The organism is Streptomyces sp. P17, from assembly GCF_032436805.1.
Classification (GTDB): Bacteria; Actinomycetota; Actinomycetes; order Streptomycetales; family Streptomycetaceae; genus Streptomyces.
This window is the reverse complement of sequence record NZ_JAVRBF010000009.1, coordinates 1-26,086: the sequence shown is the minus strand read 5'-3', so window position 1 is coordinate 26,086 and position 26,086 is coordinate 1. Positions and strand designations below refer to the sequence as shown.

General features: G+C 69.3%; 23 protein-coding genes. 2 read left to right on the top strand and 21 right to left on the bottom strand.

Features of this window, described 5'->3' with window-relative positions:
- Window positions 1-84 precede the first annotated feature (84 nt).
- The 11 genes from RMT89_RS07715 to RMT89_RS07665 form a co-directional block, all read right to left on the bottom strand.
- On the bottom strand, window positions 85-504 hold the full coding sequence (locus RMT89_RS07715) for an SH3 domain-containing protein (protein WP_007496740.1): 420 nt from the start codon (window positions 502-504) through the stop codon (window positions 85-87).
- A gap of 164 nt (window positions 505-668) precedes the next feature.
- Window positions 669-1,844 carry a hypothetical protein gene (locus RMT89_RS07710; protein WP_007496741.1) on the bottom strand — a complete coding sequence of 392 codons (1,176 nt, stop codon included), beginning with the start codon at window positions 1,842-1,844 and terminating at the stop codon, window positions 669-671.
- A gap of 2 nt (window positions 1,845-1,846) precedes the next feature.
- The gene (locus RMT89_RS07705; RefSeq protein ID WP_007496743.1) at window positions 1,847-2,665 is read right to left on the bottom strand and encodes a hypothetical protein; all 819 of its coding nucleotides are present in this window, start codon (window positions 2,663-2,665) and stop codon (window positions 1,847-1,849) included.
- Between the two features lie 146 nt (window positions 2,666-2,811).
- Complete coding sequence (locus RMT89_RS07700) at window positions 2,812-4,992, bottom strand: hypothetical protein (protein WP_315883158.1); 2,181 nt, start codon at window positions 4,990-4,992, stop codon at window positions 2,812-2,814.
- The gene (locus RMT89_RS07695; RefSeq protein ID WP_007496747.1) at window positions 4,905-5,459 is read right to left on the bottom strand and encodes a hypothetical protein; all 555 of its coding nucleotides are present in this window, start codon (window positions 5,457-5,459) and stop codon (window positions 4,905-4,907) included. Before RMT89_RS07695 ends, RMT89_RS07700 begins: the two co-directional genes overlap by 88 nt.
- 31 nt (window positions 5,460-5,490) lie before the next feature.
- Entirely contained in the window at window positions 5,491-8,091 is a 2,601-nt protein-coding gene (locus RMT89_RS07690; RefSeq protein WP_007496749.1) for an ATP-binding protein, read from the bottom strand.
- The gene (locus tag RMT89_RS07685) at window positions 8,088-8,912 is read right to left on the bottom strand and encodes a hypothetical protein (RefSeq protein WP_007496751.1); all 825 of its coding nucleotides are present in this window, start codon (window positions 8,910-8,912) and stop codon (window positions 8,088-8,090) included. The genes RMT89_RS07690 and RMT89_RS07685 overlap by 4 nt, the downstream gene beginning before the upstream one ends.
- Window positions 8,909-9,484, bottom strand: a complete 576-nt coding sequence (locus RMT89_RS07680) for a hypothetical protein (protein WP_007496753.1) — start codon at window positions 9,482-9,484, stop codon at window positions 8,909-8,911. Before RMT89_RS07680 ends, RMT89_RS07685 begins: the two co-directional genes overlap by 4 nt.
- Window positions 9,485-9,499: 15 nt before the next feature.
- A complete protein-coding gene (locus tag RMT89_RS07675) occupies window positions 9,500-9,727 on the bottom strand; it encodes a hypothetical protein (protein WP_007496754.1) in 228 nt (75 codons plus the stop codon).
- 70 nt (window positions 9,728-9,797) lie between these two features.
- The gene (locus RMT89_RS07670; protein WP_007496755.1) at window positions 9,798-10,862 is read right to left on the bottom strand and encodes a conjugal transfer protein; all 1,065 of its coding nucleotides are present in this window, start codon (window positions 10,860-10,862) and stop codon (window positions 9,798-9,800) included.
- Between the two features lie 216 nt (window positions 10,863-11,078).
- The gene (locus RMT89_RS07665) at window positions 11,079-12,866 is read right to left on the bottom strand and encodes a pRL2-11 (protein ID WP_315883157.1); all 1,788 of its coding nucleotides are present in this window, start codon (window positions 12,864-12,866) and stop codon (window positions 11,079-11,081) included.
- A 483-nt stretch (window positions 12,867-13,349) separates the two neighbouring features.
- Between RMT89_RS07665 and RMT89_RS07660 the strand changes: the two genes are divergently transcribed.
- Entirely contained in the window at window positions 13,350-13,535 is a 186-nt protein-coding gene (locus RMT89_RS07660; RefSeq protein ID WP_007496757.1) for a hypothetical protein, read from the top strand.
- Between the two features lie 297 nt (window positions 13,536-13,832).
- Here RMT89_RS07660 and RMT89_RS07655 read toward each other — a convergent pair whose 3' ends face one another.
- The 5 genes from RMT89_RS07655 to RMT89_RS07635 all read right to left on the bottom strand — a co-directional run bounded on the left by RMT89_RS07655 (window position 13,833) and on the right by RMT89_RS07635 (window position 17,552).
- Complete coding sequence (locus RMT89_RS07655; RefSeq protein WP_043731335.1) at window positions 13,833-15,161, bottom strand: DUF2637 domain-containing protein; 1,329 nt, start codon at window positions 15,159-15,161, stop codon at window positions 13,833-13,835.
- Between the two features lie 95 nt (window positions 15,162-15,256).
- On the bottom strand, window positions 15,257-15,541 hold the full coding sequence (locus tag RMT89_RS07650) for a hypothetical protein (RefSeq protein ID WP_007496759.1): 285 nt from the start codon (window positions 15,539-15,541) through the stop codon (window positions 15,257-15,259).
- A gap of 136 nt (window positions 15,542-15,677) precedes the next feature.
- Window positions 15,678-16,328, bottom strand: coding sequence for a DUF402 domain-containing protein (locus tag RMT89_RS07645; RefSeq protein ID WP_007496760.1), 651 nt, complete (start codon window positions 16,326-16,328; stop codon window positions 15,678-15,680).
- 97 nt (window positions 16,329-16,425) lie between these two features.
- A complete protein-coding gene (locus RMT89_RS07640) occupies window positions 16,426-16,560 on the bottom strand; it encodes a hypothetical protein (protein ID WP_007496761.1) in 135 nt (44 codons plus the stop codon).
- Entirely contained in the window at window positions 16,557-17,552 is a 996-nt protein-coding gene (locus RMT89_RS07635) for a hypothetical protein (RefSeq protein ID WP_007496762.1), read from the bottom strand. Before RMT89_RS07635 ends, RMT89_RS07640 begins: the two co-directional genes overlap by 4 nt.
- 167 nt (window positions 17,553-17,719) lie before the next feature.
- On the opposite strand from RMT89_RS07635, the gene RMT89_RS07630 reads away from it, so the two are divergent.
- Window positions 17,720-18,079, top strand: coding sequence for a hypothetical protein (locus tag RMT89_RS07630; RefSeq protein ID WP_007496763.1), 360 nt, complete (start codon window positions 17,720-17,722; stop codon window positions 18,077-18,079).
- 146 nt (window positions 18,080-18,225) lie between these two features.
- Here the strand turns inward: RMT89_RS07630 and RMT89_RS07625 are convergent, their stop codons facing one another.
- The 5 genes from RMT89_RS07625 to RMT89_RS07605 all read right to left on the bottom strand — a co-directional run.
- A complete protein-coding gene (locus RMT89_RS07625) occupies window positions 18,226-19,377 on the bottom strand; it encodes a hypothetical protein (protein WP_315883156.1) in 1,152 nt (383 codons plus the stop codon).
- A gap of 1,685 nt (window positions 19,378-21,062) precedes the next feature.
- A complete protein-coding gene (locus RMT89_RS07620; protein WP_043731339.1) occupies window positions 21,063-21,518 on the bottom strand; it encodes a hypothetical protein in 456 nt (151 codons plus the stop codon).
- A 384-nt stretch (window positions 21,519-21,902) separates the two neighbouring features.
- Entirely contained in the window at window positions 21,903-22,346 is a 444-nt protein-coding gene (locus RMT89_RS07615; RefSeq protein WP_007496766.1) for a hypothetical protein, read from the bottom strand.
- Between the two features lie 611 nt (window positions 22,347-22,957).
- Window positions 22,958-23,803 carry a ParA family protein gene (locus RMT89_RS07610; protein ID WP_007496767.1) on the bottom strand — a complete coding sequence of 282 codons (846 nt, stop codon included), beginning with the start codon at window positions 23,801-23,803 and terminating at the stop codon, window positions 22,958-22,960.
- Between the two features lie 1,744 nt (window positions 23,804-25,547).
- Window positions 25,548-26,086 (bottom strand): hypothetical protein (locus RMT89_RS07605; RefSeq protein ID WP_315883155.1); only part of this gene is annotated, 539 nt, incomplete at its 5' end.

Here is a 26,086-nt window from a genome sequence, read left to right as displayed (position 1 = left end):
CCCGCGCCGTCACCGACGTGGCGCTGGGCTGGCGGCTGCAGAGGGGTCTGTGGTCTCGTTGCCCTCAGCAGGTCGCGCTGGCGTCTACCACCAGTCGTTGTAGCTCGACCGCACCCAGCCCTTGACGTTCTTGTTGGGGCCGGAGGTGACCTTGATGTATTCCCAGGACCACATCTTGGCGCCTGAGGCCTTGTGGTAGCAGTACATGTAGGTGCGGGTCCCCTTGGACAGCAGGCCCTTGGAAGCGTACGACGTGCCCGGCCCGCTCCTCAGATTGACGCCGTTGGTGTTGATGTGACCGTCGAAGTAATACCAGGCGGAATTGCATCCTTTCGAGTCCACGGCAGAAGCCGTGGGTGCGATCGCGATCGTCGTGCCGACGGCCGCGAAGATGGCTACGGCCGTAGAGGCGGCCACCCGCCCGATGAGGTTGGACCGGGTCCGCCGGGAGGCGGGCGGGGTGGCCTGCGCCGCTTCGGGTATGCCGTCGCTGGTGGTCTGCATGTCGTCCTCCCGATGAAATCCGCATGCGGAATGCGCCGTTGGGCAGGTGCCGCGACCGTTGTTTCGCGGCCTGCGCTCCGATGCGCTGACTCCGGAAAGGTAGAACGGATACCCTGTGGATAGATTTTGCGAAATCCTCGCCGCCGGACCTTCCGTGTCCGCTTTCACCCGGCCTTGGGGAAATACGGCGGCGTCCAACCCACGTATTTGGCCTTCCAGTTCTTTTCGATGAAGTCGGCCTTGACGACGTCGATGTAGCCCGGGCGTTTCACGTCGTTGCTGACGATCTCGCCGTTGCCGAGGTAGACGGCGATGTGGCCGGCCCGGTGGCCGGTGTCCCAGTACATGAGGGCGCCCGGGGGCGGGGTGCGGTCGCCGTCGTGCCGCATGTCGGCGGGCACGACCTTGTAGTGGTCGATGGCGTAGGTGACTCCGCTGAAATTCCAGCCGTAGACGTTCGCCACGAAGGCGAGGCACCTGCGGTACCAGCCGTTGGTCGACATGAGCCCGGAGTGGTGGCGGGCCCAAGCGATGGCGTCCTTGACGGAGCGGGGGTTGCTCAGCTGCCAGGTTGCCGTGCCGTCGGTGAAGGTGCCGCCCGCGCTGCTGCCGGAGGTGCCCGTCTCGCTGTCTGCGCACTGGCTGGGCTCGGCGCCGGACGCGGTGCCGGAGTCCGCCGTGCCACCGGAGGTCGAGCCGGAGTCGGTGCCGCCGCGGGAAAGGTCGATGCCTGCCTCCTTGGCCAGCGCGCGGACCTCGGACTCACGCCCGGCGTACAGCTCGGGGTGGGCGCTGCCCTGGACCGCCTGGGCGACGTCGCCGGGCGGCTTGGTCTGCCAGTTCGGGACGTCGACGAGGCCCTTGTTGGTGCCGCGCCCGTACAGGAATGACGCTGTGGCGAACGCGGGGTCCCTGATCTGGGCCTTGGATCCCCAGTCCATCGAGGGCCGCTGCTGGAAGAGACCGACCGAGTCCAGGTGACCGTCCGGCCGGTTGATCAGCGACGACTCCTGCATGGCCGTCATCAGGGCGATAAGCGTCGCCCTGCCCGGAAGTTTCTGGGAGGCCTTGGCGATGGCCTTCGCGTTGGTGAGCTGCTGCTTGTGCACGCTTCCCTGGGCGGGCGGGCTGTTGTTGCTGTCGGGGGCGGCCGCGCCGGTGCCCGGGCCTGTGTCCTCGCAGGTGGAGGCCTCGGCGCTGGAGCCCATGGGCATGGCGCCCAGAAGGAGCAGGCCCAGGAAGAAGAGGACGGCGGCGACCGCGCCGAGCTTGAGCATCAGGCCCTTCTTCGCGACGCCGGCCGCCCGCATCGCGATCTGGGTGAGGTCGTCCTGGTCCACGGCTACTCCTCCAGGCCGACGACGCGGGTGACCATCCAGGGCTGGCCGACGTCGGCGCGGGAGACCTCGAGCGTGAGGTGGCGGGTGTAGGTGTAGTTGTCGGTGCCCTTGACTTCGATGTGTGCGGTGGCATCCCGGTAGACCCGCACGGGGGTGTCGGGGGCGAACTCCTTCTTGGAAGCAGGCGGGTTGATGCTCACCTGGGTGGGGGTGGCGGACGTGGCCTGGGCGGCGACGAGCTTGTTCCAGTCGATGTCGTCGTGCTTGTTGAGGTTGTCCGCCAGGGCGGTGGACGCGTACGGCGCTGCCCGTTCGACGGCCGCGGAGTGGGTGCCGTCCTGCAGCGGCATCCGGGTGGTGTAGGCGAGGACGAAGGCCTTGGCGATGCCGTCGGGGGTGCCGGGGCGCCGGACCGTGCGGCTCGCCGAGGCAGCGGGGGACGGGGTGTCCTCCTGCGGGGCTGGCGTGGCCGAATACGTTGCCGGGGGTTTGGTCTGCACGGTGTCGCGGTCGTCGTGGGAGTTCAGCCAGGAGGCGCCGGCGACGAGTCCCGCGACGACGAGCAGGATGATCGGCACGCTCAGCGGCGTGGGCACCTTCCTGCGTTCCGCCTTCACCCAGCGGGCGCGGGCGTCGCGGCGGGCCGATCGCCAGGCTCTGCGGACGCGGCGCCGCTGACGGAAGGGCAGATCGGCGATCTCGTCGGGCAGTTCGTCGGCGCGCAGGAACTCGCGCCACCCTTCGGGGGTGCGGGAGGGCGGGGCATTCTTCTTCGGGGTCGGTGTCGGGTTGTGCAGCTCGTCGTGGTCGCGGTCGGACATGGGGAACTCCGGGGTGGGCGGCCCGCGTGCGGGCACGCGGGCATGGCGAGATGGCCCCGGGGCGGTCCGGCCGCAATGCGGCCGGACCGCGGGGATCTCACGCGTGGGAAGAAGGGGTGGACGGTCCGGTGGAGCCGGACGGCGGACTAGGAACTACCGCGGCCCGGGGGCAGTTGAGGCCGGCGCACGACCTCGCCGCGGATGGCCGGCCTGCGGCTGGCAGGAGGCGCGGGCGCCCGAGAGCTCGAGGACCGCTGGGCGGGCGCGGGCGGGTAGGCCCGGAACCGGGCTCCGACCGGGTTGTTCGTGTCGACGATCTGTCCGGTGATGGGCTGTGAGCTGTTCTGCCGTGTGTGCGGCGGTACGCCGGTGCGCTCGGGCGGGCCGGGGCGGACGGCGTAGCCGCTGCCGGGAACGTAGCCCCGTTGCCGGGCGGCTTCCGCCCGGGCTGCGCGTGCGGCGGCTGCGTCGGCGGGCTGCCCCGGACCGCCGGGCAGCGGGCGAGGTCCTGGTCCGCGGCCTCGGCCGGGAGGTCCTCCGGGCCCGCCGGGCAGGCCGGGCCGGGTGGCGGCGTGGTCGCCGTAGGAGCCTCCGGGCAGCCGGGGGAAGCTGGGCGGCTCGGGGTAGGTGCGGGCACGGGTGACGCGGATGGTGCTCTCGCCGGGGTCGCTGCCGACGCCGCCTGCTGCTCCCCCTCCCCCTCCCCCTCCGCCGCGGCCCCAGCGGTCGCGGATGATGCCGCCCATTGATCCGATGCCGCCGAGGATGCTGCCGGCACGTCCTCCGCCGCGGCGCATCGCCCCGATCAGGCCGCCGCTGCCGCCGCCGGAGCTGTTCGGGCGCAGCGAGCGCAGGCGCCGGGCGGTCGCGAGGCTGCCGAGGGTGCTCAGCACACCGCGGCCGGCCAGCTGGGCGCCGCCTCCGGAGACGATCCCGTCGAGCTGGCTCTTGAGCTTGAGGGCGGTGCCGGCGGTGGCGATGTTGAGCAGGGAGACGATGAGCCAGCCGTAGACGTTCAGCAGGCTGATCATCGCCATGTTGAGGATCATGACGCTGCCGAGAAGCATCATCGCGACCATCGACGTGAGCACGGTCCCGGCCAGCGCCTCGACCCAGGCCACGCCCCACTGCCTCGGCTTGCCGGGGATGCACCACAGGCATGCGAATACGACGCCGCACACCAGGAGCATCAGCGCACCGAGGAGGCTGGCGAGGGTGGCCGCCGCGAGGATGATTACCAGTGCGCAGAAGATCACGGCGGTGATGACGGCGGCGAGCAGCACGCCGAGACGGCCGGAGGGGGTGTGGCCCTGGCGCCATTGGACGGCCTCGTGCCCGGCGTTGTCGCTGTTCATGTTCTCCGCGAGGTAGTCCTCGCGCTTGTCCATGTCGTCGCGGAGCTTGACGACGTCGGGCCCCCACCGCTTGCAGGCCTCGATGGATCCCAGATCCGCGACGCACCACGGGACGGCAACGTAGGTGCGCCACACGGCGTCGGAGGCCTTGCGGACGGCGTTGTCGCGGTCGTTGTCCGACCAGGTCGGGGTGGGCGTTTTGAACGGCAGCGCGTTGGAGGTGTCGCCGGCGAGGCCGCCGGAGAGGGTGGTCATGGCGACGTTCGAGCCGGCCTGCCGGGCCTCGTCGACACCCTTGACCCAGGTCTGGGGCGAGGTCAGCAGCGTGGTGGCGATGGCCGCGGACGCGGCAACCCACACGAGTTGGCCGAGCATGCTGGTGTCGGAGCGCCGGGCCCAGGCGATGAACATGCCCACGGCGAGCGCGGCCGGCAGGAACATCGTGACCATCGGCTGGGCGGCGGCGCCGATGGCGCGGGAGATGGCCGGCTCGATCTCGGGCAGGGAGACCGCCTTGAAGGTCCACTGCATGATGGTGATCGCGGCACGGCCGATCATCGTCAGGATCGCCATGAGGAGCGAGGCGATCTGGTGCATGCTGCCGTCGATCAGGTCGCCGCCGGTGAGGTCGTCGCTGAGCTGCTTGTCCAGCTGGAAGGTGTTGGCCGGGTAGCTCTCGAAGAGCGTGCCCTGGCCTCCGGGCGGCTTGAGTGGGGACGGCATCAGATCGCCGATGCCGGCCGGGTGGTACTTGCCGTCGGCGGCGGCCGCGGCCGGCGCGGTCACCATGAAGGTGGTGAGCAGGCCGACGCCCCACAGGAGCAGGGTGCGCAGCCGCGGCAGCCGCCATGTGTACGTGCGGATCCGGCGGGCCGCGCGGAGTATCAGTCCGTCCCGGCCAGGACCGGTGCGACGGGGTCGGCGGTGTGCGCGAAGCGGTCGCCAACGTCGCTCGTCTGCTCGATGAGCCACTTGTCACCCTCCTTCACAAGGCGTACGGCGTATCGGAATTGGTCCTCGCCGGACCGGTGCATGGTGGCCAGCGCACCCTTGCCGGCCGGGTGGGTGTCGGACGCCGGGACGTCCTGCACGTTGCTGATCTTGATGTCGAGCGGGGCGCGGGTGGTGTCGGTGTCCTCGGCGCCGATGGTCTTGCGCTCCTTGACGCAGCCGGCGAGGGTGCCGCCGTCCTCGTCGAAGTTCGGGCGAGAGGCCTTCGTCGACAGCTCGCACATCGTCTTGGCGTCGGCGGGTTTGACCGCCATCCACGCGTGCATGTAGTCCTGCGCGGCCTTCGACACCAGTTGCTCGGTGCTCGGTCCCTTCTTCTGCGGCTTGTCGGAGCCGGAGTCGGAGTCGGAGTTGGAGCAGGCGGCCAGGGCGGTCAGGACGGCTGCAGCAAGTGCGGCGGCGGACGCGCGGCGGATACGCGGGTTCATGAGCTCTCCTCGATCGGATAGGGGTGATCACTCAACCCTCCGATCCTGCCTTGACGAAGTCGGCGCGGTGATCCGCCCCCTCGTCCTCGGGCTCCAACTCCCCTTCCTCGCGTCCGCTTTGATCGCGTTCGGCGTCTTCTGCCTGGTGTTTGGGGTTGGTGGACAGGGCCCGCAGGAGTTCGTAACTGGGCGAGTCCCACTGCATGGTGGCGACCCGGTCGAAGCGGTCCCGCACGATGCAGTGGCCGTGGCGGATGACGCCGTGGGCCGTCTTGCCGACGCCGTGGATCAGCGCCCGGCTCGCCTCCCCGACGGGCAGGCGCAGCAGTTCGGCGAGCGCGTCCTGCTGCACCCGCGTGCTCTGCTCGAAGCCGAAGACCGTGGTGATGGCCTCCAGGACGCCGTCCAGGCCGAGCAAGGAGTTGGGGTCCTGGCTGTCGATGGCCAGGCTGGTGTCCAGCGCGCGGCCCATGCGGGCGACGAGGTCGAGGAAGCGTTTGCCGTCGTCGGTGCCGGTGAGGACGTGGACCTCCGGCACGCTGATCACCTTGGGCAGGTTGCGCAGGTCGGCGCGGGAGGCGGTGTTGAGGGCGTAGGCGATCAGCCCGCGCATCAGGGCCAGGCTGACGCGCTCGTTCATCGTCATGTCCGCCGGCCGTGTGCCGGCCTGCGGCATCGTCAGGCCGGGGACCTGGACGAGCCACAGGCCCGCCTCGGGCCGCAGCGGGCTGGCGCCGTCGCGGGGCCTGCCGAGCACCGGCGCTCCGAGCTGGGTGCGGGCAACCTCGGCGAGGGCCTGCCCGGCGTCGCGGGCCAGCTCGTTGTCGCTGTCCTTGAGCAGGTCGACCACGCGCCACGAGGCCGGGTCGTGGTGCTCGGCGATCTCGTTGACCGCGCGCAGCAGATGCGTCTCGACGCCCTGGTTGCGCATCCGTTCGGGCAGCATGATCAGCATCTGGGAGACGACTTGCAGGGCCGCTTCGCCGCGCTGGAGCATGCGGAACAGGTCGGCGACGCCCGGGGTGTCGATGCCGCAGGTGACGTGGTGGGAGGGCAGGCCGAGGTATTCGCCGGCGCGGATGAGGCCGATCTCGTCGCCCTTGAAGCCGAGCATCAGGGCGTAGGCGCCGCGCATCGCGGCGGTGAGGGTGGCCAGCATCATCGCCGTCGTCTTGCCGCGCCCGGAGCGGCCCAGGTAGGCGGTGGTCGTGGCGTCACCGCGGGCACTGCCGGCGGTGATGTCGAAGCGGACCACGCCCGGGGTGGTGCCGGTGAGCAGTCCGGCGATGGGGCCTTCGTCGTCACCGGCTTCGGATCCGCCCCAGAACATGGACGCGGCGAGGGCGTCGGTCTCGCGGATGTGCCCGAGGTCGGCGACCCGCAGCATGTCGCCGACCTGGCTCTCCAGCCACATCTCGCGCTGTTCGTCGGCGGCGACGATGACGTCGATCGACAGGCCGGCATAGTGCGAGATGACCGCGTCGCACCGGGCGCGCAGGTCCTCGAGCGACTCGGCGGAGGCCACCAGCAGCCGCGGGTGGTCCTCGAGGAGGGTCATGCTGTCGCGGGACATCCGCTGGCGCAGGGCCTCCATGACGAGCTCGGTCTCCTCGGTCTCGGCCAGGGTTTCGCCGGCCGAGTTCTCCGCGGCGGAGCGGCGCTGCTCTTTCGCCGACTGCCGCACCTTGTCGACGGCCTTGATCGCTGCGCCCTTGCGCCAGACGGTGAACCGGACGCTGGCCTCGGGGCAGACCAGGAGCTCGTCGCCGGATTCGTGGGTGTAGCGGATCTCCGACAGGCAGCGCAGCCACTCCTGCTCGCCGGGGGTGTGAATCGCCTCCGGGAAGGCGGGCATGGCGAGCATCGCCACCCAGGCCGCGGTCTCGCCGCGGGCGTCGAGGAGCTGGAGGTGGTCGGAGTGGGGGATCGCCCTCGACAGGCTCAGGCGGACCAGGGAGGCGCCGGTGACGACGGGGAGCTTGGGCGGGGCCGGCTGCGGACGGTAGGACTCGCGGGAGATCGCCCACGCCAGGAGTTCGACCGGCGCGATCCGCGCCCGCCACGGCGTGGCCTCCAGCCGGCGCTCCAGTCGCCGCACCGCGGCGTCGAGCTGGGCGAGTTCCCCTTCGGCCAGGCCGGTGTGGCGCAGGCCGAGCGCTGAGGAGGTGGCGTCCTTGACGGTCGCGTTCGTCGCGGTGGCCCGCTCGGCGATCTTGATGCCGAGCAGGAGGTGACGCTGTGGCAGGTCCAGGCCGTCCAGGCGCTGTGCCCACATGTCGGCGAAGGCCTCCACGTCGCCGGCGGTGAACATCTCGTGCGCTTCGGCCCGGTAGACCTCGCCGTCCAATGGCGACCACAGGACCTTCAGGTGGGCGTCGTATCCGGGCAGCACCTTGGCCAGGGCGAGCGCGGCCGCGTCCTGTTCGGCGTCCTGCGCCGGTTCGGGCATCAGGTCAGTGTTGGCGCTGGACAGGACGAACCAGGCCTCTGCGCCCGTGGCGGTCACCACCAGGCCGTCGGCGACGGCGACCAGTTGGGGCACCGGCATGAACCGTTCGGCGCCGAGTCCGAGGAGCCGGCCGAAGCGGGAGACGCCCTTCTTCGCCGTCTTCGTCTTCGTCGCGCTGCTCATCGGAACTCCTTGGGTACGGTGCCGCGCGCCCAGGCGCGTGCCTCGGACTCGGAAAGGTGCAGGGCCTGCATGCGGGTGGCGGTGCCGTCCTGGACGGCGTGCATCCGGCCGGGGATGACGGAGTACGGGGGTACTGGCCACACCTCGGGGGCCACCCGGGCCCACAGGGTCTGTCCGCCGTAGGCCAGGACGCGGGTGGCGAACACGTCGCCGACCTGGGTGCCGAGGTAGGGAGGGATGCCGCGGGTGCTGCCGGCGGCGATCTGGATGCCGTTGTGCTGGCCGGCGGCCAGCAGCATTCCCAGCGCCTCGACGCCGGGTGCCTCTTCGAGCTGGCTGTCGGGGTGGGTCAGCATCCAGTGCTGGCGTAGCCCAACCAGGAGGCGCTCGGCGTGTTCGATGACGATGAAGCGGCGCCGGTGCCAGGCGTCGGGGTCGGCGGCGTACTCGTGGCGCAGCCGGTCGAGCATCTCGATGAGGAAGGTGTGGATGGCGTCGATCCGGCTGTAGACGACCGTGTTGTCCAGCGAGGCCGCCCAGGTGTGGGAGGAGCGGCGGGCATCCAGGTCGACGATGTCGACGTGCGCTCCGCGGTGCAGAGCCTGCGCGGCGATGGAGCGGAGCACGGTGGTCGTGCCCCCTCCCCCGCCGGTGGCGACCAGCACGTTGGACGGCGCGTCGGGCAGGTAGACCGGTCGGTCGCCGTCGGCCAGGCCGAGCAGGATGCGGTCGCTGCTGCGCAGGGCGCGCACGGTGTGCGGGTCGGTGAGGCGGACCATGTCGCGCATCGCCTCAATCGGCATGCGGGTCTGGGCGGTCATGGTGAGTTCTCCAGAGGGGCGGCCGTGCGGTGCTTGCGGCGCAGGCGTCGGCGGGAGCGGGCCACGGCGTCCGGTCCGTACAGCCGCACCCGGGGCCGGATGAGCACCGGCTTGCCGACGGTGTGGGCCGGGTCCGGGCCGCGGGCGGCGAACAGCGCGCCGAACAGGGGCATGTGGACCAGGTGCGGCAGGCGCTCGCCGATCCGGCGCGTCCGCAGCCGCATTCCGAGCCGACGCACGGGGATGCGGCCGCGGCCGACGACCGGATGGACGCCGCGCACCAGGTACTGAAGGTGCACGCTCCACACGAGGAGGTTGGTGCGCCGCCAGTAGACGACGGAGCGTTTGGCGCCGGCGTAGGTCAGGCCGAGCGGCGGCAGCAGGAAGAACGGCACGGCCGGCTGCGGAGGGAAGCCGAACAGGCTGAGCCAGAGGGTCCACCAGGTGCCGAAGCACACGAGCCCGTAGCGCAGCGTGGTGCGGGGGATGCCCTCGCCGAGGTCGACGCCGAGCAGTTCGTGCTGCCGGGTCTCCAGGTCCCAGTGGCGGCTGAAGGTGCGGGATTCTCGCATCGTCGATCCCGCCGCTCACACCGGGAAGATGGAGACGATCTTCGTCCCCAGCACGCTGAGGATGTCGATGGCCTGGTCGGTCTTGATGATGCAGAACGCCGCGACCGCGGCGCCGGCGAGGCAGGTTCCGAACTTGCCCCACTGGCTCCTGGTGAAATACAGGAAGACCTGCACAACAAGTACGGCGCCGAACAGCGACGAGACGATGGTGATGATGTACGAGGTCAGCGGGTTGGTGCCCATGACTCTCCTTGGCGTGCGGGTATGAGTGGGGGTTCGTAGGGGCGCGGCGCGGCCGGAGGTGAGGGCGTGATCACTGCGACGTCACCTGCCAGACCTGCCAGCGGGACGCCCCGTCGGCGCTGACCTGTGTGAGGGTCACGCGGTAGGTCTGCTGCAGTTCGGCGCCGGCCAGCTCCCAGCGGACGGTGGCAAGTCCGGTGCGCCGTGAGCCGGAGCCGGTCTCGACAGCCCAGGTGTCCAGGGAGTGCCACGTGAGGCCGCCGCCGAGCGGCGCGATCCTGGCTCCGGGGGCTGCCGACTGGTCGGCGGTGCCGTCGACCCAGGCCTCGAAGAAGTTCGCGACGGTCGTGCGGGTGCGCTCGGACAGCTCGATGTCGGTGTCGGGTGCGCCCGGTTCCTTCCAGGTGACCGGTTGTGCGAGGCCGACCAGGGCGGGCTGTCCTGTGACGATGACGCGTCCGCTCGTCTCGGCGACGGGAACCTCCAGGCCGACCCACGAGGAGACCGTCTTGGCTTTGGAGCCGGTGCCCTGGGTGTTGGACACCCGCACGTCGACCGAGACCCGGGCCTGGTGCGCGCTGGTCTGGGTGACTGCGCCAGGGATGGTCTGCGCGACGAGTTGGAGGCCCTGGCCGTCCCAGCCGGCCTTCGTGTCCGCGCCCTTGGGCAGGTCCCGGGCGAGCTCCGTCGCCCGGGAGTCGGGGTCGTCCTTGGACCATGTCAGGTAGGAGCGGGCGAACCTGGCGGCTACCTGCTGGGCGGCGGCCTCGGGCACGTCGTCCTTGGCGGCCTCGGCCTGGGGGTTGGTCTTGGGCGCGGTCGTCGGCTGCTGCGGCGGGGCGATGACGCTGCGCACGCCGATGAAGGCGAACAGGCCGATCACGGCCCACACTGCGATCCGTCCGGTGCGGCGGGCGACGACGCTCCCCGACCCTTCGTCCTCCTCCGTCCATGCCGAGGTGTCCGGTCGTCGCGCCGGCACGTCTGTCCGTACGGCCGGGGCGTCTTCGGGGGCGCCGGCTTCCGGCTGTTCACCGGCCTTCCGTCGGGTGCGGCTGGCGAGGGCGTCGGCGAATTCTTCACCCCCCGCCTTGTCCTTTTGGGGAAGGCGGAACACCTTCCGCAGCAACTTCATGGGAACTCCTCGGCCGTATCGCGTCCGGTCGTTGTGCGCGCGCAGGCGCAGTGACTGATCGGCTTCCGCGCGAGATACGGGAAGCGCACACCCAAGAAGCTATGTCGACTGCCCTGTGGATAGATTTCGCAGCCGCACGACTGTCGGTCGGCACGGCGGCGACAACGAAAAAGGCCCGCACGAAGTGCGGGCCCTTTGGGGTTGGACAGGGAGAGGTCAGAGGACGGAGACGTCTTCCTGTTCGGAGACGTCGTCCTCGTCGACTTCATCGCTTTCAGAGGAGAGGCGATTGCGTTCCCAGCGTTGCAGGTCACTCAGCCGGTAGAGGCTTTCTCGGCCTCGTTTGTCTGCGGGGGCCGGGAATTCCGGATCACGGGCCCGGGCATTACGCAGGGCGGTCAGGTCGACGTCGGACAGGAGGTCTTCGGCCTCGCGCAGCCCGACGAGCGGGTCGGTGTCCTCGTCGGCTCCCGGTTGCTCGTCGCCAGCGGGCAGCTGAGCGGCTTCGTCGTCGCTGTCCTCGTCCGCGTCACCTTCCTCGTACCGGTCCCCGGCGACGGACGCCAGGGCCTGAACAGCTCGGCCGTGAACAGTCTGATCTGTGTCATCAACCCCCTGTTTCCCCAGGTGGAGACTTTCGTCTGTGTCACTGTTCAGCTGTGTCACTGAGTCATCCGCCGCGACTGGGGCGCTCTTGGTGAGGGTGACGGAGGGCGCGGGGCCTGAGCCGGCCATGGCCCAGGCGCGGGCCTCAGCGTCGCTCATGAACATGACCTGGGTCTCGTGGGCCATGCCGCCGAGCACGACCTGGGCGCGGCCGATGTGGCGGGTGCTCTTGGGAGCGGGCTGGACCTCGGGGACGAGCATTTTCCAGGCGTTTTGCGTGTAGCGGGCGAGAATGCGGGTGGCGAAGTTCTCGCGCATTTCCGGACCGCCGAGAGCGCGGGCAGTAGCCGACTGGGCGACCAGGAGCACGTGGAGGCGAACTGCACGACCCATGAAGAGAATTTCGGCGAGCGCATCGACCGCCGGAGATATCTTCGGATCGCCCTTCTCCTTGATCTTCTCCCAGTACCGAGTCAGCTGTTTCATCGTCGCATTGATCTCCTCCAGCAGGATCACAATGCGCGGCCCAACCTCGGACGGGTCGGCGTCGTCGCCGAGCTTCTCCGCGACGTGAATACGGCGCTGTCCTTCGGCCCCGAGCCGGACCAGGGCGTCGTGAATGTCGGCGATATCACGGCAGTATTCGACGTTCTTCACGCCGCGGGCCCACATATGGGATACGCGTTTGAAGTCGAGGATGTATCCGTGTGCGCCGTGGTGAATGAGCTGGGAGGCGATGGTGCGCAGGATGACGCTCTTGCCGCCGCCGGTGCCCGCGGAGACCAGAACGTGCGGGGACTCGGCGTCCAGGTCCACGGACACGATCTTCTGTCCGCGCTCCAGACCGATCAACGGCGCCGATTCCGGCACCTTCTTCACCAGCTCTTTGACCTTGGGGTCGCTGAAGACGACCTTCGACGGCGGGCGGTGGACCTTCTTCACCGTCACGTAGGGGTTGCGGCCGTCGTACTTCCAGCTGAAGGACACCCCCTGCAAGGCGAGCTTCTTGACGATCATCTCGGCGACCTCGGTCTCCTTGAACTTCAAGGCGACCGGCAGGTCGATGCGGATCTCGGCGTCGTCGTCGGAGAAGTTCAGCGGAACGTGCAGGTAAGAACGTGGCCGGGTGGCCTCGGGAATGCCCAGCGGGCCCACCAGGGCCTGGTGCAGCGGCTCGACCCACTCCCGCATCAGCTCGCGCTGGCCGCGGTTGCGTACGGCGTGCACCGCTGCGCCGCTCACCAGCAGTCCGCCGGCCCCGGCCCCGCCGTACTCCAGCGCCGTGAGCGTCTGTTCGGGATCGGTCCAGTAGAGCCACCCGCCCGCGCCCAGACCGCCGAGCGTGGTCAGCCTGGCGGCCGCCCGCTGCCAGCCGGGCCGGTACGACCACGGACCCACCCGGCCCTCGACACCGTCGAGGACACGCCGGCCGCCCTTGAAGAACGTCGCGTCCGTACGGCGCTGCCCGTCCATGTCCCGCCCGGACAACAGCCGGCCGACGCCCATGAGGAAGGCCTCGACGCCTTCTTCGAGCTGCCGGTCGAACTCGCTGCGCCCCATCGCCTACCTCGCCTCCCATGCGCGCGGTGCCGCCCGCGGGAAGCGGACGTTGATCTCCAGGGACGCTAAGCCCGTTGGCCTGTGGATAGATTTCGCTGCTCGCAGTGCGCGCCGTACTGCACGTACTGCACATCGGCGGCTGGCCCGCTGCACCGAGCAGTACGCCGCGCACTGCACCGGGCTGCTCGCTGCTCTTCGGGCGCTGCTCCGCTGCACGAGCAGCAGCTGCTTCTGCACTGCACGACCGCGTGCAGGACTGCACCGGCACTGCAAGCAGCAGCACAGCAGCAGGCCGGGAGCAGCAGATCGACGCCGGAAGCAGTGGTCCTGCTGCACCGGGCAGTGCACGAGCAGGAGGCCTACGGTCGGCGGCAGTTCCGTCTCCGGCCTTCTCCGGGGTCGGGCGTGCGCGCGCTGGTGCACGGCGACTGCACGCGACTGCTGGAGATCCGGTTGCCGTTTCCCGGACTGCACTTCACCGCGTACTGCATCGTCCTGGTGCAGTAGCAGTCCCGGCGCCGGCTGCTGCACCGCTGGACCAGGACGAGCAGCAGCGTGCAGGAGCAGCACGTCGAGCAGCACTCCGTAAGGGCGTCACGCCGAGCAGGGCGTGCAGCGGCAGACTCCTCCTGCTCGCGGGCCTGCTGCTTCGTACGGTCGTACTACTGCTGCACTGCACGAGGGCGGCCGCCGCCGCCCGGATGATGTGGCCGGCCGGCCGCGCCGGTTCCGACGTGACGGACGGCGGAGTCGATTCGAACGGAACTGCCGTCGGCAGGGCGCATCTGTGCAGCGGAGCGCTTCCTACGCAGCAGCCGACTCCGACTCCTTCTCCTGCGTGCTCTGGGCCGGCTCGGTGGCGGCCCGCTTGGAAGCGCTGTTGGCGATCCGCCAGATCTGTCCGCCGTTGACGTTCTTGCCGTGCTCCTTCAACCACCGGGAGAGCGCCGGGGCGTCGTAGGTCGCCAGTTGGGTGATGGCGTATCGGACTGCGTCGGCGTTCTTCATCGACGCGATGACCTTCGTGTGGTCGATGCTGTCGGGGCGGACTTGATCGTTGCCGTCCTCTCCCCCGCTTCCGTCGGCACCGCCGCCCTCGTGGTCCTGGTCACCTTCGTCGTCGCGGTCGTTGTCCGCATCGGGCTCCCGCTCGTCGTCCTCGCCTTCGTCGGCATCTGGCTGTCCGGCCTGCGGGGCGGGGTCCTCACCTGCGCCGGTCGGGCCGGGATCCTCTCTCGCCGGGTCGGGTGACACCGTCTCGTCCTCGGGCGGGTGCGGATCGGGACGGGTGGTGTCGCCTTCCGTCTCCGCGGCAGCTGGGCCCTCTTCGTCCGCCGGGCTTGTGGTCGGGGTGCTGGAGCCGACGATGGCCTCTGGCTCGGGGGCGGGGTCGATCGCGGTGCGCTCGGCAGCAGGCAGGAGGTGGTTGTCGATGCCTGCAGCGGCAAGGCCGGCCGGTGCGGTCTGGGCCAGGGGGACGCCGTACCGGGCGAGCCGCAGCGGCATCAGCGATTCCACGGGTGCCTTGCGGCGCCAGCTGCGACCGAACCGGGACCGCAGGCGTGCCTGGTAGACCAGGCGTTCCTGTTCCAGCTTGATCACCTGGTCGTACGAGCGCAGCTCCCAGAGCTTCATCCGCCGCCACAGCAGGAACGTCGGCAGCGGGGAGAGCAGCCAGCGCGTGAGGCGCACGCCTTCCATGTGCTTGTCGGCGGTGAGGTCGGCGATCCGGCCGACGGTGTGGCGGGCGGCCTCGACGGTGACGACGAACAGGACCGGGATGACGGCGTGCATCCCCATGCCCAGCGGGTCGGAGGCCGCGGCGGCGTTGAACGCGATGGTCGCGATGGTCAGCAGCCAGGCCGTCTGGCGCAGCAGTGGGAAGGGGATGCGGATCCAGGTCAGCAGCAGGTCGAGGGCGAGCAGGACGCAGATGCCGGCGTCGATGCCGATCGGGAAGAAGTAGGAGAAGTTATGGAAGCCCTTCTTGGCGGCCAGCTCGCGGACGGCTGTGTAGGACCCGGCGAAACCGATCGCGGCCACGATGACCGCGCCGAGGACCACGACCGCGATCAGGACGCGGTGGGTGCGCGTGAGCTGGACGCGGCTGGGGGGCACACCGACTCCTTCCATCGTTTGTGCCGTGAGTGTCACCCGGATCACCTGTGGATAGATTTCCCGCCGCCACGGCGACCGCGGGTCCTGCCGCGGCCGCCGTGGCGGGCGAATCACGCGCAGGGCAGGCGGCCCGTGAAGTCCCATGCGACGGGACCGCTCTGGCGGATCTGCCGGACGAGGGCCTGGACCTGTCCGGCGCGCGGGGCGCGCTGGGTGAAGTGCCGCAGGGCGTCGGCCACCGCGGCGAACAGCTCGGCGTCGGTGAGCGTGCCGGCCCGCTCTCCTATCTCGTCGAGGCGGGCGCCGGTGCGCTCGGCTCGACGGGCGGCGGCGTCGGCCAGCGGCCCGCAGGCGTGACCGTTGTGCACCTGGAGGCCGTCTTCGATCGTCTTCATGGTGTCCGTCCTTCGCATGGAGCCCGGTCATCTCCCGAGCGGAGATGGGCGTGCCGGGCCCCTGATCGCGCGGACGGTAGAAGGCGGGTACCGCTTGTGTCGCGTCCTCGTCCCGTGTGCCGTCGGCTGGGGCCGATCAGGGCTGCGGAGCCGGCAGGGACGGGGTCGGCCAGGCCGGGTCACGGCGCCAGGCGGACCACCGTTCGGCCTCGGCGAAGGGTCCTGCCCGGTCGGCGAGGAGGGCGAGGACCTGCTGGCGGGCGGCGTCGACGTGCGCGTGCTCGGCGTCGTCGATGATGCCCAGACGGCGGCCGTGGGCGTACTCGTCCTCGTCCTTCCACCGCCAGCCGGTCAGGTCCGCGTCGATGAGGAGGTCGACGAGCAGGTCGAAGGTGTCGAAGCCGCCGGGCTGGCGGACGTTCGGGCGTTCGAAGTTGACGTACCAGGTGAGCAGGCGGTGGTCGGCGTCGCCGCTGTAGAAGGCGTTGACGCTGAAGTACGCCCCCGGCGCCTTCCACAGCAGCAGCACCGTCTCCTGCCACTCCCCCGCGCTCAGCGTCCAGGTGCCGGCGGCGAGTTGCCGCACCGCCTCCTCACGCGAGGCGGACGGGTCGCCGCGGCGCACCCGCGCGTAGGTCTCGGGCACTCGCACGTGGGTGCCCGGCCAGGCGCAGGTGATCAGGGCCGTGGGCGCGTCCTCGATCACGCGCAGCGCCTGGGTGCTCCACACGCGTCCACGGAAGACGTCCCGCCGCTGCACCGTCTGGCCGACGCCGAAGGGCTCCACTTGACCACCTCCTGCACGCTCGCCGCGCACCCCTTCGTACGGGATGCGCCCGCCGGACACCATGCCGCACGCGCACGGGTCCGGCGAACCGGCGCGACTACGTCGCATCCCCCTCGCCCAGGCCGGTTTGCCGACCGCGCCTCTTGCGGACGAGCCACGCCGCGGCCGTGACCGTCAGCGCGGCGGCGATGTCCGCGAGGTACTCGGCCAGGACCTGGCCGAGGAGGTTCACGCCCAGCTCCCGCAGCCGCCGGGCAGCGGACGCCCGGACGTGGCACGGGCGGACGCCGCCCGCTGTTCGTACCGGCGCCCCAGACGGCGGAGCTTGCGGCGGACGCTGTCGGCCTCGGCCGCACTGACCCCGGCCAGGTCGGCGGCCTCGGCCCACGAGGTCCGCCCGGACTGCGCCCAGACGCGGGCCACCTGCTGCTCGCCGGGCGACAGTCCGGCGAACACGGCCGCCGCGCTCTCCGTCTCCGGCTCCCACAGCAGCGAGGGCTCCGTGGGGGCGGCCCGGTCGGCGAGCAGGCCGACGAGCGTGCCGCCGCCGGGGACGGGGTGGTCGAGCGACAGGAGCCGCCCGCCGGCCGTCTTGCGCCGCCACAGCGGCTGCAACTGGCGGTGCACCACGGCCGACTCCCGCTTCAGCTGCTTCAGGCCGAGGGCGCCGGCGTCGTCGACGAGGGGCTCGTCCAGCAGGTCCACCCAGCTGCCCAGCAGCGCCGTCGACACCGCCTCCAGCCACTCGGTGTCGGGGTTCGGGATACCGAGCCACGTGGCGGCGAACTCGGCGACCGCCGGCTTCCACCCGTCGACGGTCCGCGTCTCGAGGATCGCCCGGCGGGCGTTGAGGGCGGCGAAGACGCCCAGCCGGGCCCGCGCAGCCTCGGCACCGTAGGGCGCCCACTTCGCCTGGACCACCAGCGTGCGCAGCTGCCCGTCGACCTGCTGCACCCAGGTCCAGTCGGCTCCGCGCTCCCGCGGTTCCGGCTTCGCGACGCCGCCCAGGAAGGCGATCGAGCAGATCTTCTCCGAAAGCGATGTCGCGACGTCGCTGGCGGCAGGCCTGCGGCCGGCCAGCGCACGCCGAGCCTCGGCGAGCTCGCCCCGCACGTCCAGGGGCAGCTGCGCCAGCCGGAAGCGGGGGACGGCGACGAGGTCGGCCGACGGCTGAGGGCCGCTGGGGCCGGACGGCTCCGAGGGAGCACCGTCGTGGATGGTCATCGGGGTTGTACTCCTTGCTGATCGGTACGAGCGTTCACCCCTCGGCACCGGCAGGACGCCCGTCCGACAAAGAATCTTCAAACCGGCATGTGGTCTGCCTCACACACCTGTGGCGGTGGGCTCGTCGCTGCAGGGGCGGTGTCAGACCAGCCGCCTACGATGCGCTCATGCCCGACCAGAACGACTTCGATTTCCCCAAAGACCTCTTCGACGCCCGCCGGGAACTGCACGAGATCCACGCCCAGCTCCGCACGATGCAGGCGGACCGGCCCTGGTCGGTCGAGCCGAACGACGGCTGGGACGACTCCGCCAAGTGGTATCCGTCCGTCCGCCCCGCGACCGAGGGCTGGAGCGCCGAGGACACCGCGGCCTACACGGCTCTGCAGGAACGCGCCCGGGAGCTGAGCGCGTTCGTGATCACCCACAAGTTCTGGGGCGAGGTCGCCGCCGCCGAACGCGCCGACGCACGGTCCAAGCTGATCCACGCCACCCAGCCGGCCCCGGCCGAGCCCGCGGCAACCGGCTGAGAAGAGGACCGGGCCCCGGCGAGCACCACGCCGCGCGAACCGCAGCGGCGTGACGCGCACGGCCAGGCCCGCACAGCGCCCGCCCAACACCTCCGACACGACCCGCGCCGGGCACGGCAGTTCGCCACCGTACGGTGCAGGCCGCATCACACCGACCCCGTGCCCGCGCCGACCGCGACCGCGACCGTGTCCTCGTCCAGCGGGCGGACCGCCAGGTCGGAGCACCGCTCGCTCCACGCCGGCGGCCTCTCGCGCGACACCGCCGCGGCTCGCGCCCGGGCCAGGTCGCCGAGGAACTCGCGCAACAGGTCCTGAGCGACCCGCTCCCGCGCCGTCGCGGCCGCCTTATCGGCCCGCTTGCGGTTCTTCTCCGTCGGGAACATGCCGTGCAGAGTCATCCGCCGCACATGAGCGGCCTCCATCTCGGCCGGCCCGGACTCCCGCAGCCGAACCAGCGCCCGCTGCCTGCGCTGTTCGAGGACCTTCTGGGCCAGGTCCTTCTCGGCGAACGCCCGGCACACCGGATCGTCGGTGCCGTCCGACGCCACGGCACCCCGGATGAACGCCCACGTGTCCTTGCCGACCTGTGCGGTCAGCCCGGCGACCGCCTGGGGATCGTCCACGTCGGCCCGTAGTGCCACGGCGATGTCGACCGCCTGGTCGACCAAGGCCTTCGTGGACCGGCGCAGCGAGCACACCGGGCACAGCCCGGCGGCCTCGGCGCGACCGCAGTCCTCACACGGCCGCGCAGCCCGCCGCACCTTGTCCTCGGCCAGCTGTGCCTTCTGCTCCTCGACGGCTGCGTAGAAGGCGACTTGGCGTTCGGCCGCCCGTTCCCGGCGCACCGCATCCATCGCACTCTGGTAGTCGAACCTCGCGCGCAGCGCCTCCTCGTAGACCCCGCGCCACTCCCCCCCAGTCGCGTGCGGGTGCTGGGCCGCGACCTCGGTTGCGACGATCTGGCGCAGGCCACGCCGATCCCCGATCAGACAGTCGCAGCTGGGGCAGGTGCCACCGGAGTCGATGCGGATCCCGTCGTCACACAGGTTCGACCAGCACCCGTTGTTCTGCGGCAGCCCTCGCCGGATCAGCCAGGCCGCCAGGTCCTGCACCGGAGTCCTCTGCCGGTCCAGGCGGCGCTTGAGCCGCTCGGCCAGCCGACGCTCAGCCACACCCTCGCCGTCACCCACGAATCTCCGCAGGCCCACCAGCTCCCGACGCACCGTTTTCGCCAGCCACGCCCCAGTCGACGCCCGTCCCAGCCCGGCCCACAGCCACGCCACCGGTGCCAGCGCCACCTTCAGGTCCTCTGGCACCCCAACCGCCCCGACGAAATCGCCAGTTCGCACCGGCGAGCCCCACCCCGATCCCGTCGACGCGCTTTGCTGTTCCCCGCGAAGCGGGCTTGCCCCACCCGCCGCACCGGCAAGAATTCCCGTCGTCTCCTGGAGATCCTCGTCCGCGCCCGCGCGTTCCGGCAGCCGGTCCTCACCCAAGACGGCGGAGCCGGAAAAGCAGTCCAGAGCACCCGCAGAAGAAGGAGAGAGAGTAACCACCGGTGGGTGGGCAGCGTGGGGGTCTGCACAAACAGCTCCCCCTGAAGTACCGTCAAAGCCCTGATCTACCTGCGACGATGCCTCAGATTCGGTGTTCTGATCCCCACATGCACTACCGGCAGCCTCAACGGGGACGTCCTCGAAGCAGAGTTGAGCCCACCCGTCCCCTTCGAGCAGCAGGTCGTCGGGCTTCTCATGTGCAGCGCACCCCGCGCACGACGCCTCCGGGGCCGCCTCCTCCGCGGAGGCGGAAGCGGACACGCCCTCCACGGTCGGCTCCGCCGGGGCCGTCGACGCCGCCCGCGAACGCCGATACGCGGCCTGGATCGCGGGAACCAGCAGACGATCCTGCCCGTACCGCTCCGGACGGTCCCACGCCACACCATCGAGCACCAACAACCGCTTCAGCACGGCACTGCCAACCTCGACGGAACAACCCAGCAGGCGGGCAACCGTCACCTCGGACCGGTTGAAGCCCTTCGGGAGACGGCCAGGCGCCATCGGCACCCGGCCATCCGGACGCGCGTTCAGCGCCAGTAGCAGCATGGCCAAACGGTCAGTGGCCGACCCCCACCCCCGCCGCCGTGCAAAGAACCCGGCCGGCGTCGCGGGCTTGTCCCGCGGCGTCCACCCCGGGCACAACACTGCCTCGCAGAAACGCAGGAACGTCGCCAGATCCCGCTTGTTCAACAACGACAACGGGTTGAACCCCTGCCCAGCCCTCGCCTCCTTGAGCGGCAACAGCTCGAAGTCGAGGGCGTGAGTCCAGCCGGCAGCGTCCCGCGCAGGGACACACGTCGCGATCCCACTCGCCCGAACGCGAGGAACGACCGTATGAGCGACATGAGAGACCCCATAGCCGAGCCATCCAGCGAGATCCCGGGACATCGTGATCACATGGGAGGACGCGACTGGCGCCTTCGCCAGGAGAAGTACAGACGTGAGACGCACCGAGTCGCACGCCCCATCCAGCCGCGGGTCATCGAGGACGGTCCGCGCAGCCGAGAGCAGAGCGCTGCGCAAGCCCGGCATGAGGACGAGGGGCTCGCTGGAAGCGAGAACAGACCCCCCGCCGCCCCCAGTACCTTCCGAAGCAGGCGGAGCGGTCGGGGAAGACGAGGACGGAGGAACCGGTGAACGGGCGGACGCACGATTTCGGTCTGCTTCGGGCACGACTGCGCCAGCCCTCGGACGGGTAGCTATGATGTGCTCCAGTCGAGGAGGTACGAGGGAAACTCACATCGCCAACCGGCACCGCCTGGGGAGGTAGGGAGGCCGGACGCGCGCGATAGGTATTCAGCTAGGGATGTGGAGTAGCGCTCACCTCCTCGACATGGCTGGCCCGGGATTGCGGAGTCCCGGGCCAGTTGCTTTTGTGCGCCCGTTGGGCGGATCTCTACCGGTTAGCCCGGTACTGCTTGGGTCTGTCAGACCCCTGCCGTGTCCTTGTTCTGCTCTGTGCTGGGACGCCGGGAAGGCAACTGGTTGAACCATCGACCCAACGGGGCGTAGTAGAACGGCTGGTCAGCGAGCTTGAAGAGAGCGAGGCAGTGAGGACCTGGCCCTGTGACGAGTTCGCAACCCGTCTGATGGATGAACAGGCCGGTGTCGTCCTGAACTTCGTCCGGAAGGGCGGCCCGCGCTGTCTCGATCGTTATGGCTTCCCAGACCCGGAGTCCCTGGTCCTTGTTCGCCGGCCTCCGCTCCTCGGGCCAGACGAGGCGCTTCAAGGCGCCGTAGAGGCGGACGAGGACGATGTCCGTCTCTACGGTGTGCTGAGCGTCGATCACGCCTTCTTCGGCTGCGTCCCGAGCCACCTTCGGTAGGACGTGCGCTTCTTGTGCCAGGGCGCGGAGTGACCAACCGCTGGTCGCCGTGCTCATGAATCAGTCCTCGCTTTCAGTCAAGAGCATCTTACTCACCGATCGACGGGAAGGTGGTAATGACAGAACCAATGCGTGTCGGATCTTCATACCGTCAGGGCCTCGATGGCGCAGGGATATTCGGCTCCTGCCTGCATGAATAGGGCATTCCGCACGGCTGTCGCTGGAAGTGTCAGAAGCACGTTGGCCGTTCGGTGGGTATGACAGTGTCACGGTGGGCGGTTCTGCACATAGGCGCGACAGGTGGCGCATGGGTCGGCCCGGCTGTCCGTGCGCATGCGGGGGTGCATGTCGTGACGCGTGTGTGGAAGTGGGTGAATACGTGAACCACGTCGTAAGGGGGTGGCCCGACCGATACGGCCGGGCCACCCCCTTACGGGATCACTAGCGTGCGGAAGGGAAAGGACCTTCCTGGTCAGCTGCGTCCAGGAAACGATCCACAGCAGCCGAGACCACATCGAGGATCAGCCCGCCGCTCCCGGCGCCGCGCTGACCGCGCAATGTGCGCTTAAGCCCCTTGAGAAGCTCGTACACCTCCGGAGAAACGCCGGCCTGGATGCTCACACCAGGCGGGTGCTCGCCAGACCACTTCTCAATCAGCCATTCGTTGGCGAGTGCAGCGAGCTCCTCGGCACTCAGGTCCTTCACCAGCCTCAATGCAGCGTCGAGGTAGTGCCCAGGCATGAGGTTCCGGCCGGAGGACAGCGCGTCATCGTCGGCCTTCTGGAGAAGACGTGTCTTCGTCTCCCCCTCGATGCGGCCGGACCACGTGGGCCAGTTCCGCTGGGTCCGGTGCCTTATGAAGGAGGCGAGCACTTCCTCCTGCATCGTGGGCGTCGAACTGGCAGCCTTCTTGCGTGGCTTCGGCTTCAGAGTCGGCTCGGCCGAAGCGGGGGTGAACCCAGGGCCATCATTCCTGCGACGCGAAGCAGCCGAAGCCTCAGGCACACGAGGCGTTTCAGACGGCTCTTCGTGAACCGGACGAGACGGTCGCTCGTTCTGGACTTCTGACTCAACCGCGGACGGTTCGTGCGCCACGGCAGGTGCCCCGGTCGACTCCTCCTTCGGAGGCTGGGACGGCGAAGGTACGACGCTCGCGCTTCCATCTGGCGCCGGCGTGGGGATTGCGTCGTGCTCCTCCGGAGCGCGGGTCCGAGTAACAGGAAGGTCAGAAGCCTCGGCCTCCCCCGACTGGCTCGGTCCAGCAGCCAGAGAACTGATGGGCTCCACAGGTGGGGCAGAAACCTGGACAGCCCCGCCCCGCCGTTCGGACTCAGCTGCGTCGTCACCCAGGAACCCCCCCTCGGTGGCGTCATTACCCACATGCTCGATGGCAGTGAAGTCGAAGCTTCGGGACTTGCCCCGCGCACCCCGCCCCTTGCCCCTCCTGCCGGCGGGTGCGGCGGTTGGTTCCTGCGCAGGCTCGTCTGTAGAAGGCGTCACGACAGACCCCTAATACGGTCGATGATTTCCATGGTGAGGTCCTCGTACCAGCCGCTTGCCGCATAAGCCGGCTCGTCGATGACGATGGGACGGCTGATGCCGTACGACGCTGAGATCTGTGGGCTCGTCCTGATCTCCTTGCTGAACGGCGCCAGTTCGTGCTTGGCCAGGAAGGCGTCGACGGCGTCCGCCTCCTCCGTGCGCTTGGAGGGGGGCTGGGCTTCGTTGATGACGGTGCCAAGGAACACGGGGTGGCACGTACCGCCGGTGCGTTCCGGCACCCTGTCCACGTTGTTGCGGACAACTCGGGCCCCGTCAGCTGTCGCCAGCCGCGGGTTGCAAACCGCGATCACGTAATCGCCGGCTGCCAAGGCCACGGAAGACAGCGCGTCCGCCGAGGGCGGCGTGTCGACGATGATGAAGTCGAAGTCATTGCGAAGGGTGAGAAGGAGATGGCGGAGACTCGACACAGCCTCCCAGCCCCGCTTCGCGATCTCGGTCCGGGCTCGATCAGTAACGTTCATGACTGAGCCGATGACGCTGAGCGCTCCGGGGTTGTCGAACCCCTTGAGTAGGACGCTCCTGTCGATCATGCGGGTGTGCAAGGGGGCCATGCCGCCGAGATCGTCGGCGTCGACGGCGTCGATGTAGTCGAGCAGAGCGCTTCCGATGTCCTGTGGCTTGCGCGCGAACGCGCCCAGGGACACACCGAGCTGGCCTTGGAGCTCCAGGTCCACCATGCCTACACGCGCGCCGCCACTGGCGAGGCTCGAACCGATATTGGCTGATGTGGTGGTCTTACCCACACCACCCTTTTGACTGGCGAGGACGATGACCTTCATGGGTGCCTTCCTCCCCTTTCCCCTGATGCCTCGCCCTGGCTTCTCGCTTCCCGGGATGCACTGCCGACGTCTACGGGGTTTGGGACTGACAGATTCACGATGACGGCCGAAAGATTAACAGCCTGGACGGCTCACGCCTTACAGAACGAGCTCAAGCAGCGTGTCGACCAAGGAAGGGATGGCCTTGACCGAGCCTGTCAGACTCGGTCGCGTCGTTCCTTGATGGTTGTTTCAACTGGAATCTGCATGTTTGGGAACTTCCTCCAGTCGCGTATGTGTGCGAAGAGCACCATGCGGGGCGCGGTGGACGCGGCTCCAGTGGGGTGGGTGCACGGGGCAGCGCCAGCTCGGTAGGGGTGCCGGAGGGTAGAGCTCGTGCTCGTGTGGGTGTGAAGTGTGGTGCCGTGCCGGGTGCACGCGCTCGTGGAAGCCCTGCTGAGGGGACGTTCGCGCAGCTGCGCTGTGAGGAGGACGTGCACACGGGGTGGTCGCCGAAGGGGTGTCGGGCACTGCGAGAGATCGGGTTGGGGTGGGCCTGAGGCAGGTGGTGTCCGATTGGGTGCGCCGTAGTACCCCTGCGCCCGCGTGCGGCCTGAAGGGTCGTCGCAAGCCGGGGCGACACACCGCGAGCGAGTGGGAGGTCGAGAAACTGGGTGAGAGAGCGCGTCCGTGACAGAGCGTCTGGGTGGGGTCGCTAGCGGGTGCGAATGCATGCTTCGACGTGACGGCTTATGGCTGTTCGGAATGACGGGTGTCCTGAGGCGCCAGCGAGAGCAGGAGACGCCGTGTGAGCCCGTAACTGTGCGCGCATTAGTACGCCCCGAACTACGTATGCGGAGATGCCAGAAGTGGACTGCGTTAGCAAGAACGAAAGAGCCAACGAAAGAGCGCGTAAAGCAATGCAGGTACTTCAGTAGGAATGAGTCTGGAGAGTTGCGAAAGAAGGAGTGTGATTGGTGATGAGCTTCTCACCGCACGCAGGTATGAAGTCATGAGCGAGCGCTAGTAAGAGTGTCGTTGTGCATGACGAAAGGAAAGCACGGGAGTGCGCCAGGGTGAATGAAGGCATATGTGAACGCGCGTGGGTGGGAATGAGTTGTAGCGGAGGAGTAGGGCACTGTGAATGTGGGTTTCGTAGAGCGAGATAAAGCAGGGTAGAGGGCATGACAATCCGAAGGAGAGAGATGATGTGCGGAAGAACGCGAGATTGAAAGAAGAGAAGTGATGGTGGAGATCAGAAAGAGGGAAGGTGGGTGCGCATATATGGCAGCGCGTCAGCGACAGTGTGAGTGTCCGCACGTGGATGAGTGTATGCGTGCGTGAAAGTATGTGAAATCGTGAAAGCGCGCGCTGATGGAACGCACGCCTCATGCAGGGGGTGGGCGGGTGAACGCACTGACGGGTGCTTCGGCGAGCGTGTGGGGCTGTCGAGGAGTATGAGGGAAAGCGTGAATGCGCAGGTGACAGCGTCGGTAGCTTCGCTTGTATGTGTGCGTGCGTGAAAGTATGTGTGTTTGTGAACTCAAGCTCACATGCCGATTGGGCTGAGAGTCGCGACGGACGCAGCGCCGCCTTGCCACGGGAGCGGAAACGTCGCCGCTGGAGTGGGCCTGGCGGACCTGCAGCGCTGATGGCGAGCGCCAAGTGCAACTGCCACTTGTCGTGCAGAGGCGCGAACAGCACCCAGTGCTGCTCATGATGACCGCGCGTTGGGTGCTGTATGTGCTTGTGTGAGCTGACAGAGTCAGGAACGTTCAGGTTCCTGCGGCAGGTCTGCGCGAAGCGCCAGACCCACTTCGGCGCCGATGACGGTGTTCGAGGCGATGTCGTGCTGCGCGGCGGCGGCCTGGGCGTACTCGATTCCGCGCGTGACGGCCTGGGTGACGCTGTCGGCCTCGACGGTCAGGCGTACGGAGAGGTTGCCGTTGGGGGCAGGGCCGACGGCCCCGTGCTGGTCGTGCAGCGCGTCGAAGAGTGCCTCGTACGCCTCGGGAGCAACGTCTGCGGTGTCGAACTCGACGTACACGCCATACGCCGGCGCGCCGCTGATGCCGTGCACCTCCTCGGCGGACAGCTCACCGAACTCGTCGTCGCTCAGCCGTCGATCGCGCTCGGCCTCGGTGACGACCTCGGCCCCGATGACGGTCTCGGGGGTGATGTTGTGCTGCGCGGCGGCGGTCTGGGCGTACTCGATTCCGCGCGTGAGGGCCTGGGTGACGCTGTCGGCCTCGACGGTCAGGCGTACGGAGAGGTTGCCGTTGGGGGCAGGGCCGACGGCCCCGT

Excerpts from the sequence above, each read along its gene's own strand:
- RMT89_RS07715 (WP_007496740.1), bottom strand. The coding sequence starts at position 504 with ATGCAGACCACCAGCGACGGCATACCCGAAGCGGCGCAGGCCACCCCG.
- RMT89_RS07705 (WP_007496743.1), bottom strand. The coding sequence starts at position 2,665 with ATGTCCGACCGCGACCACGACGAGCTGCACAACCCGACACCGACCCCG.
- RMT89_RS07695 (WP_007496747.1), bottom strand. The coding sequence starts at position 5,459 with ATGAACCCGCGTATCCGCCGCGCGTCCGCCGCCGCACTTGCTGCAGCC.
- RMT89_RS07690 (WP_007496749.1), bottom strand. The coding sequence starts at position 8,091 with ATGAGCAGCGCGACGAAGACGAAGACGGCGAAGAAGGGCGTCTCCCGC.
- RMT89_RS07685 (WP_007496751.1), bottom strand. The coding sequence starts at position 8,912 with ATGACCGCCCAGACCCGCATGCCGATTGAGGCGATGCGCGACATGGTC.
- RMT89_RS07680 (WP_007496753.1), bottom strand. The coding sequence starts at position 9,484 with ATGCGAGAATCCCGCACCTTCAGCCGCCACTGGGACCTGGAGACCCGG.
- RMT89_RS07675 (WP_007496754.1), bottom strand. The coding sequence starts at position 9,727 with ATGGGCACCAACCCGCTGACCTCGTACATCATCACCATCGTCTCGTCG.
- RMT89_RS07670 (WP_007496755.1), bottom strand. The coding sequence starts at position 10,862 with ATGAAGTTGCTGCGGAAGGTGTTCCGCCTTCCCCAAAAGGACAAGGCG.
- RMT89_RS07655 (WP_043731335.1), bottom strand. The coding sequence starts at position 15,161 with ATGGAAGGAGTCGGTGTGCCCCCCAGCCGCGTCCAGCTCACGCGCACC.
- RMT89_RS07650 (WP_007496759.1), bottom strand. The coding sequence starts at position 15,541 with ATGAAGACGATCGAAGACGGCCTCCAGGTGCACAACGGTCACGCCTGC.
- RMT89_RS07635 (WP_007496762.1), bottom strand. The coding sequence starts at position 17,552 with ATGACCATCCACGACGGTGCTCCCTCGGAGCCGTCCGGCCCCAGCGGC.
- RMT89_RS07630 (WP_007496763.1), top strand. The coding sequence starts at position 17,720 with ATGCCCGACCAGAACGACTTCGATTTCCCCAAAGACCTCTTCGACGCC.
- RMT89_RS07620 (WP_043731339.1), bottom strand. The coding sequence starts at position 21,518 with ATGAGCACGGCGACCAGCGGTTGGTCACTCCGCGCCCTGGCACAAGAA.
- RMT89_RS07615 (WP_007496766.1), bottom strand. The coding sequence starts at position 22,346 with ATGCAGGAGGAAGTGCTCGCCTCCTTCATAAGGCACCGGACCCAGCGG.
- RMT89_RS07610 (WP_007496767.1), bottom strand. The coding sequence starts at position 23,803 with ATGAAGGTCATCGTCCTCGCCAGTCAAAAGGGTGGTGTGGGTAAGACC.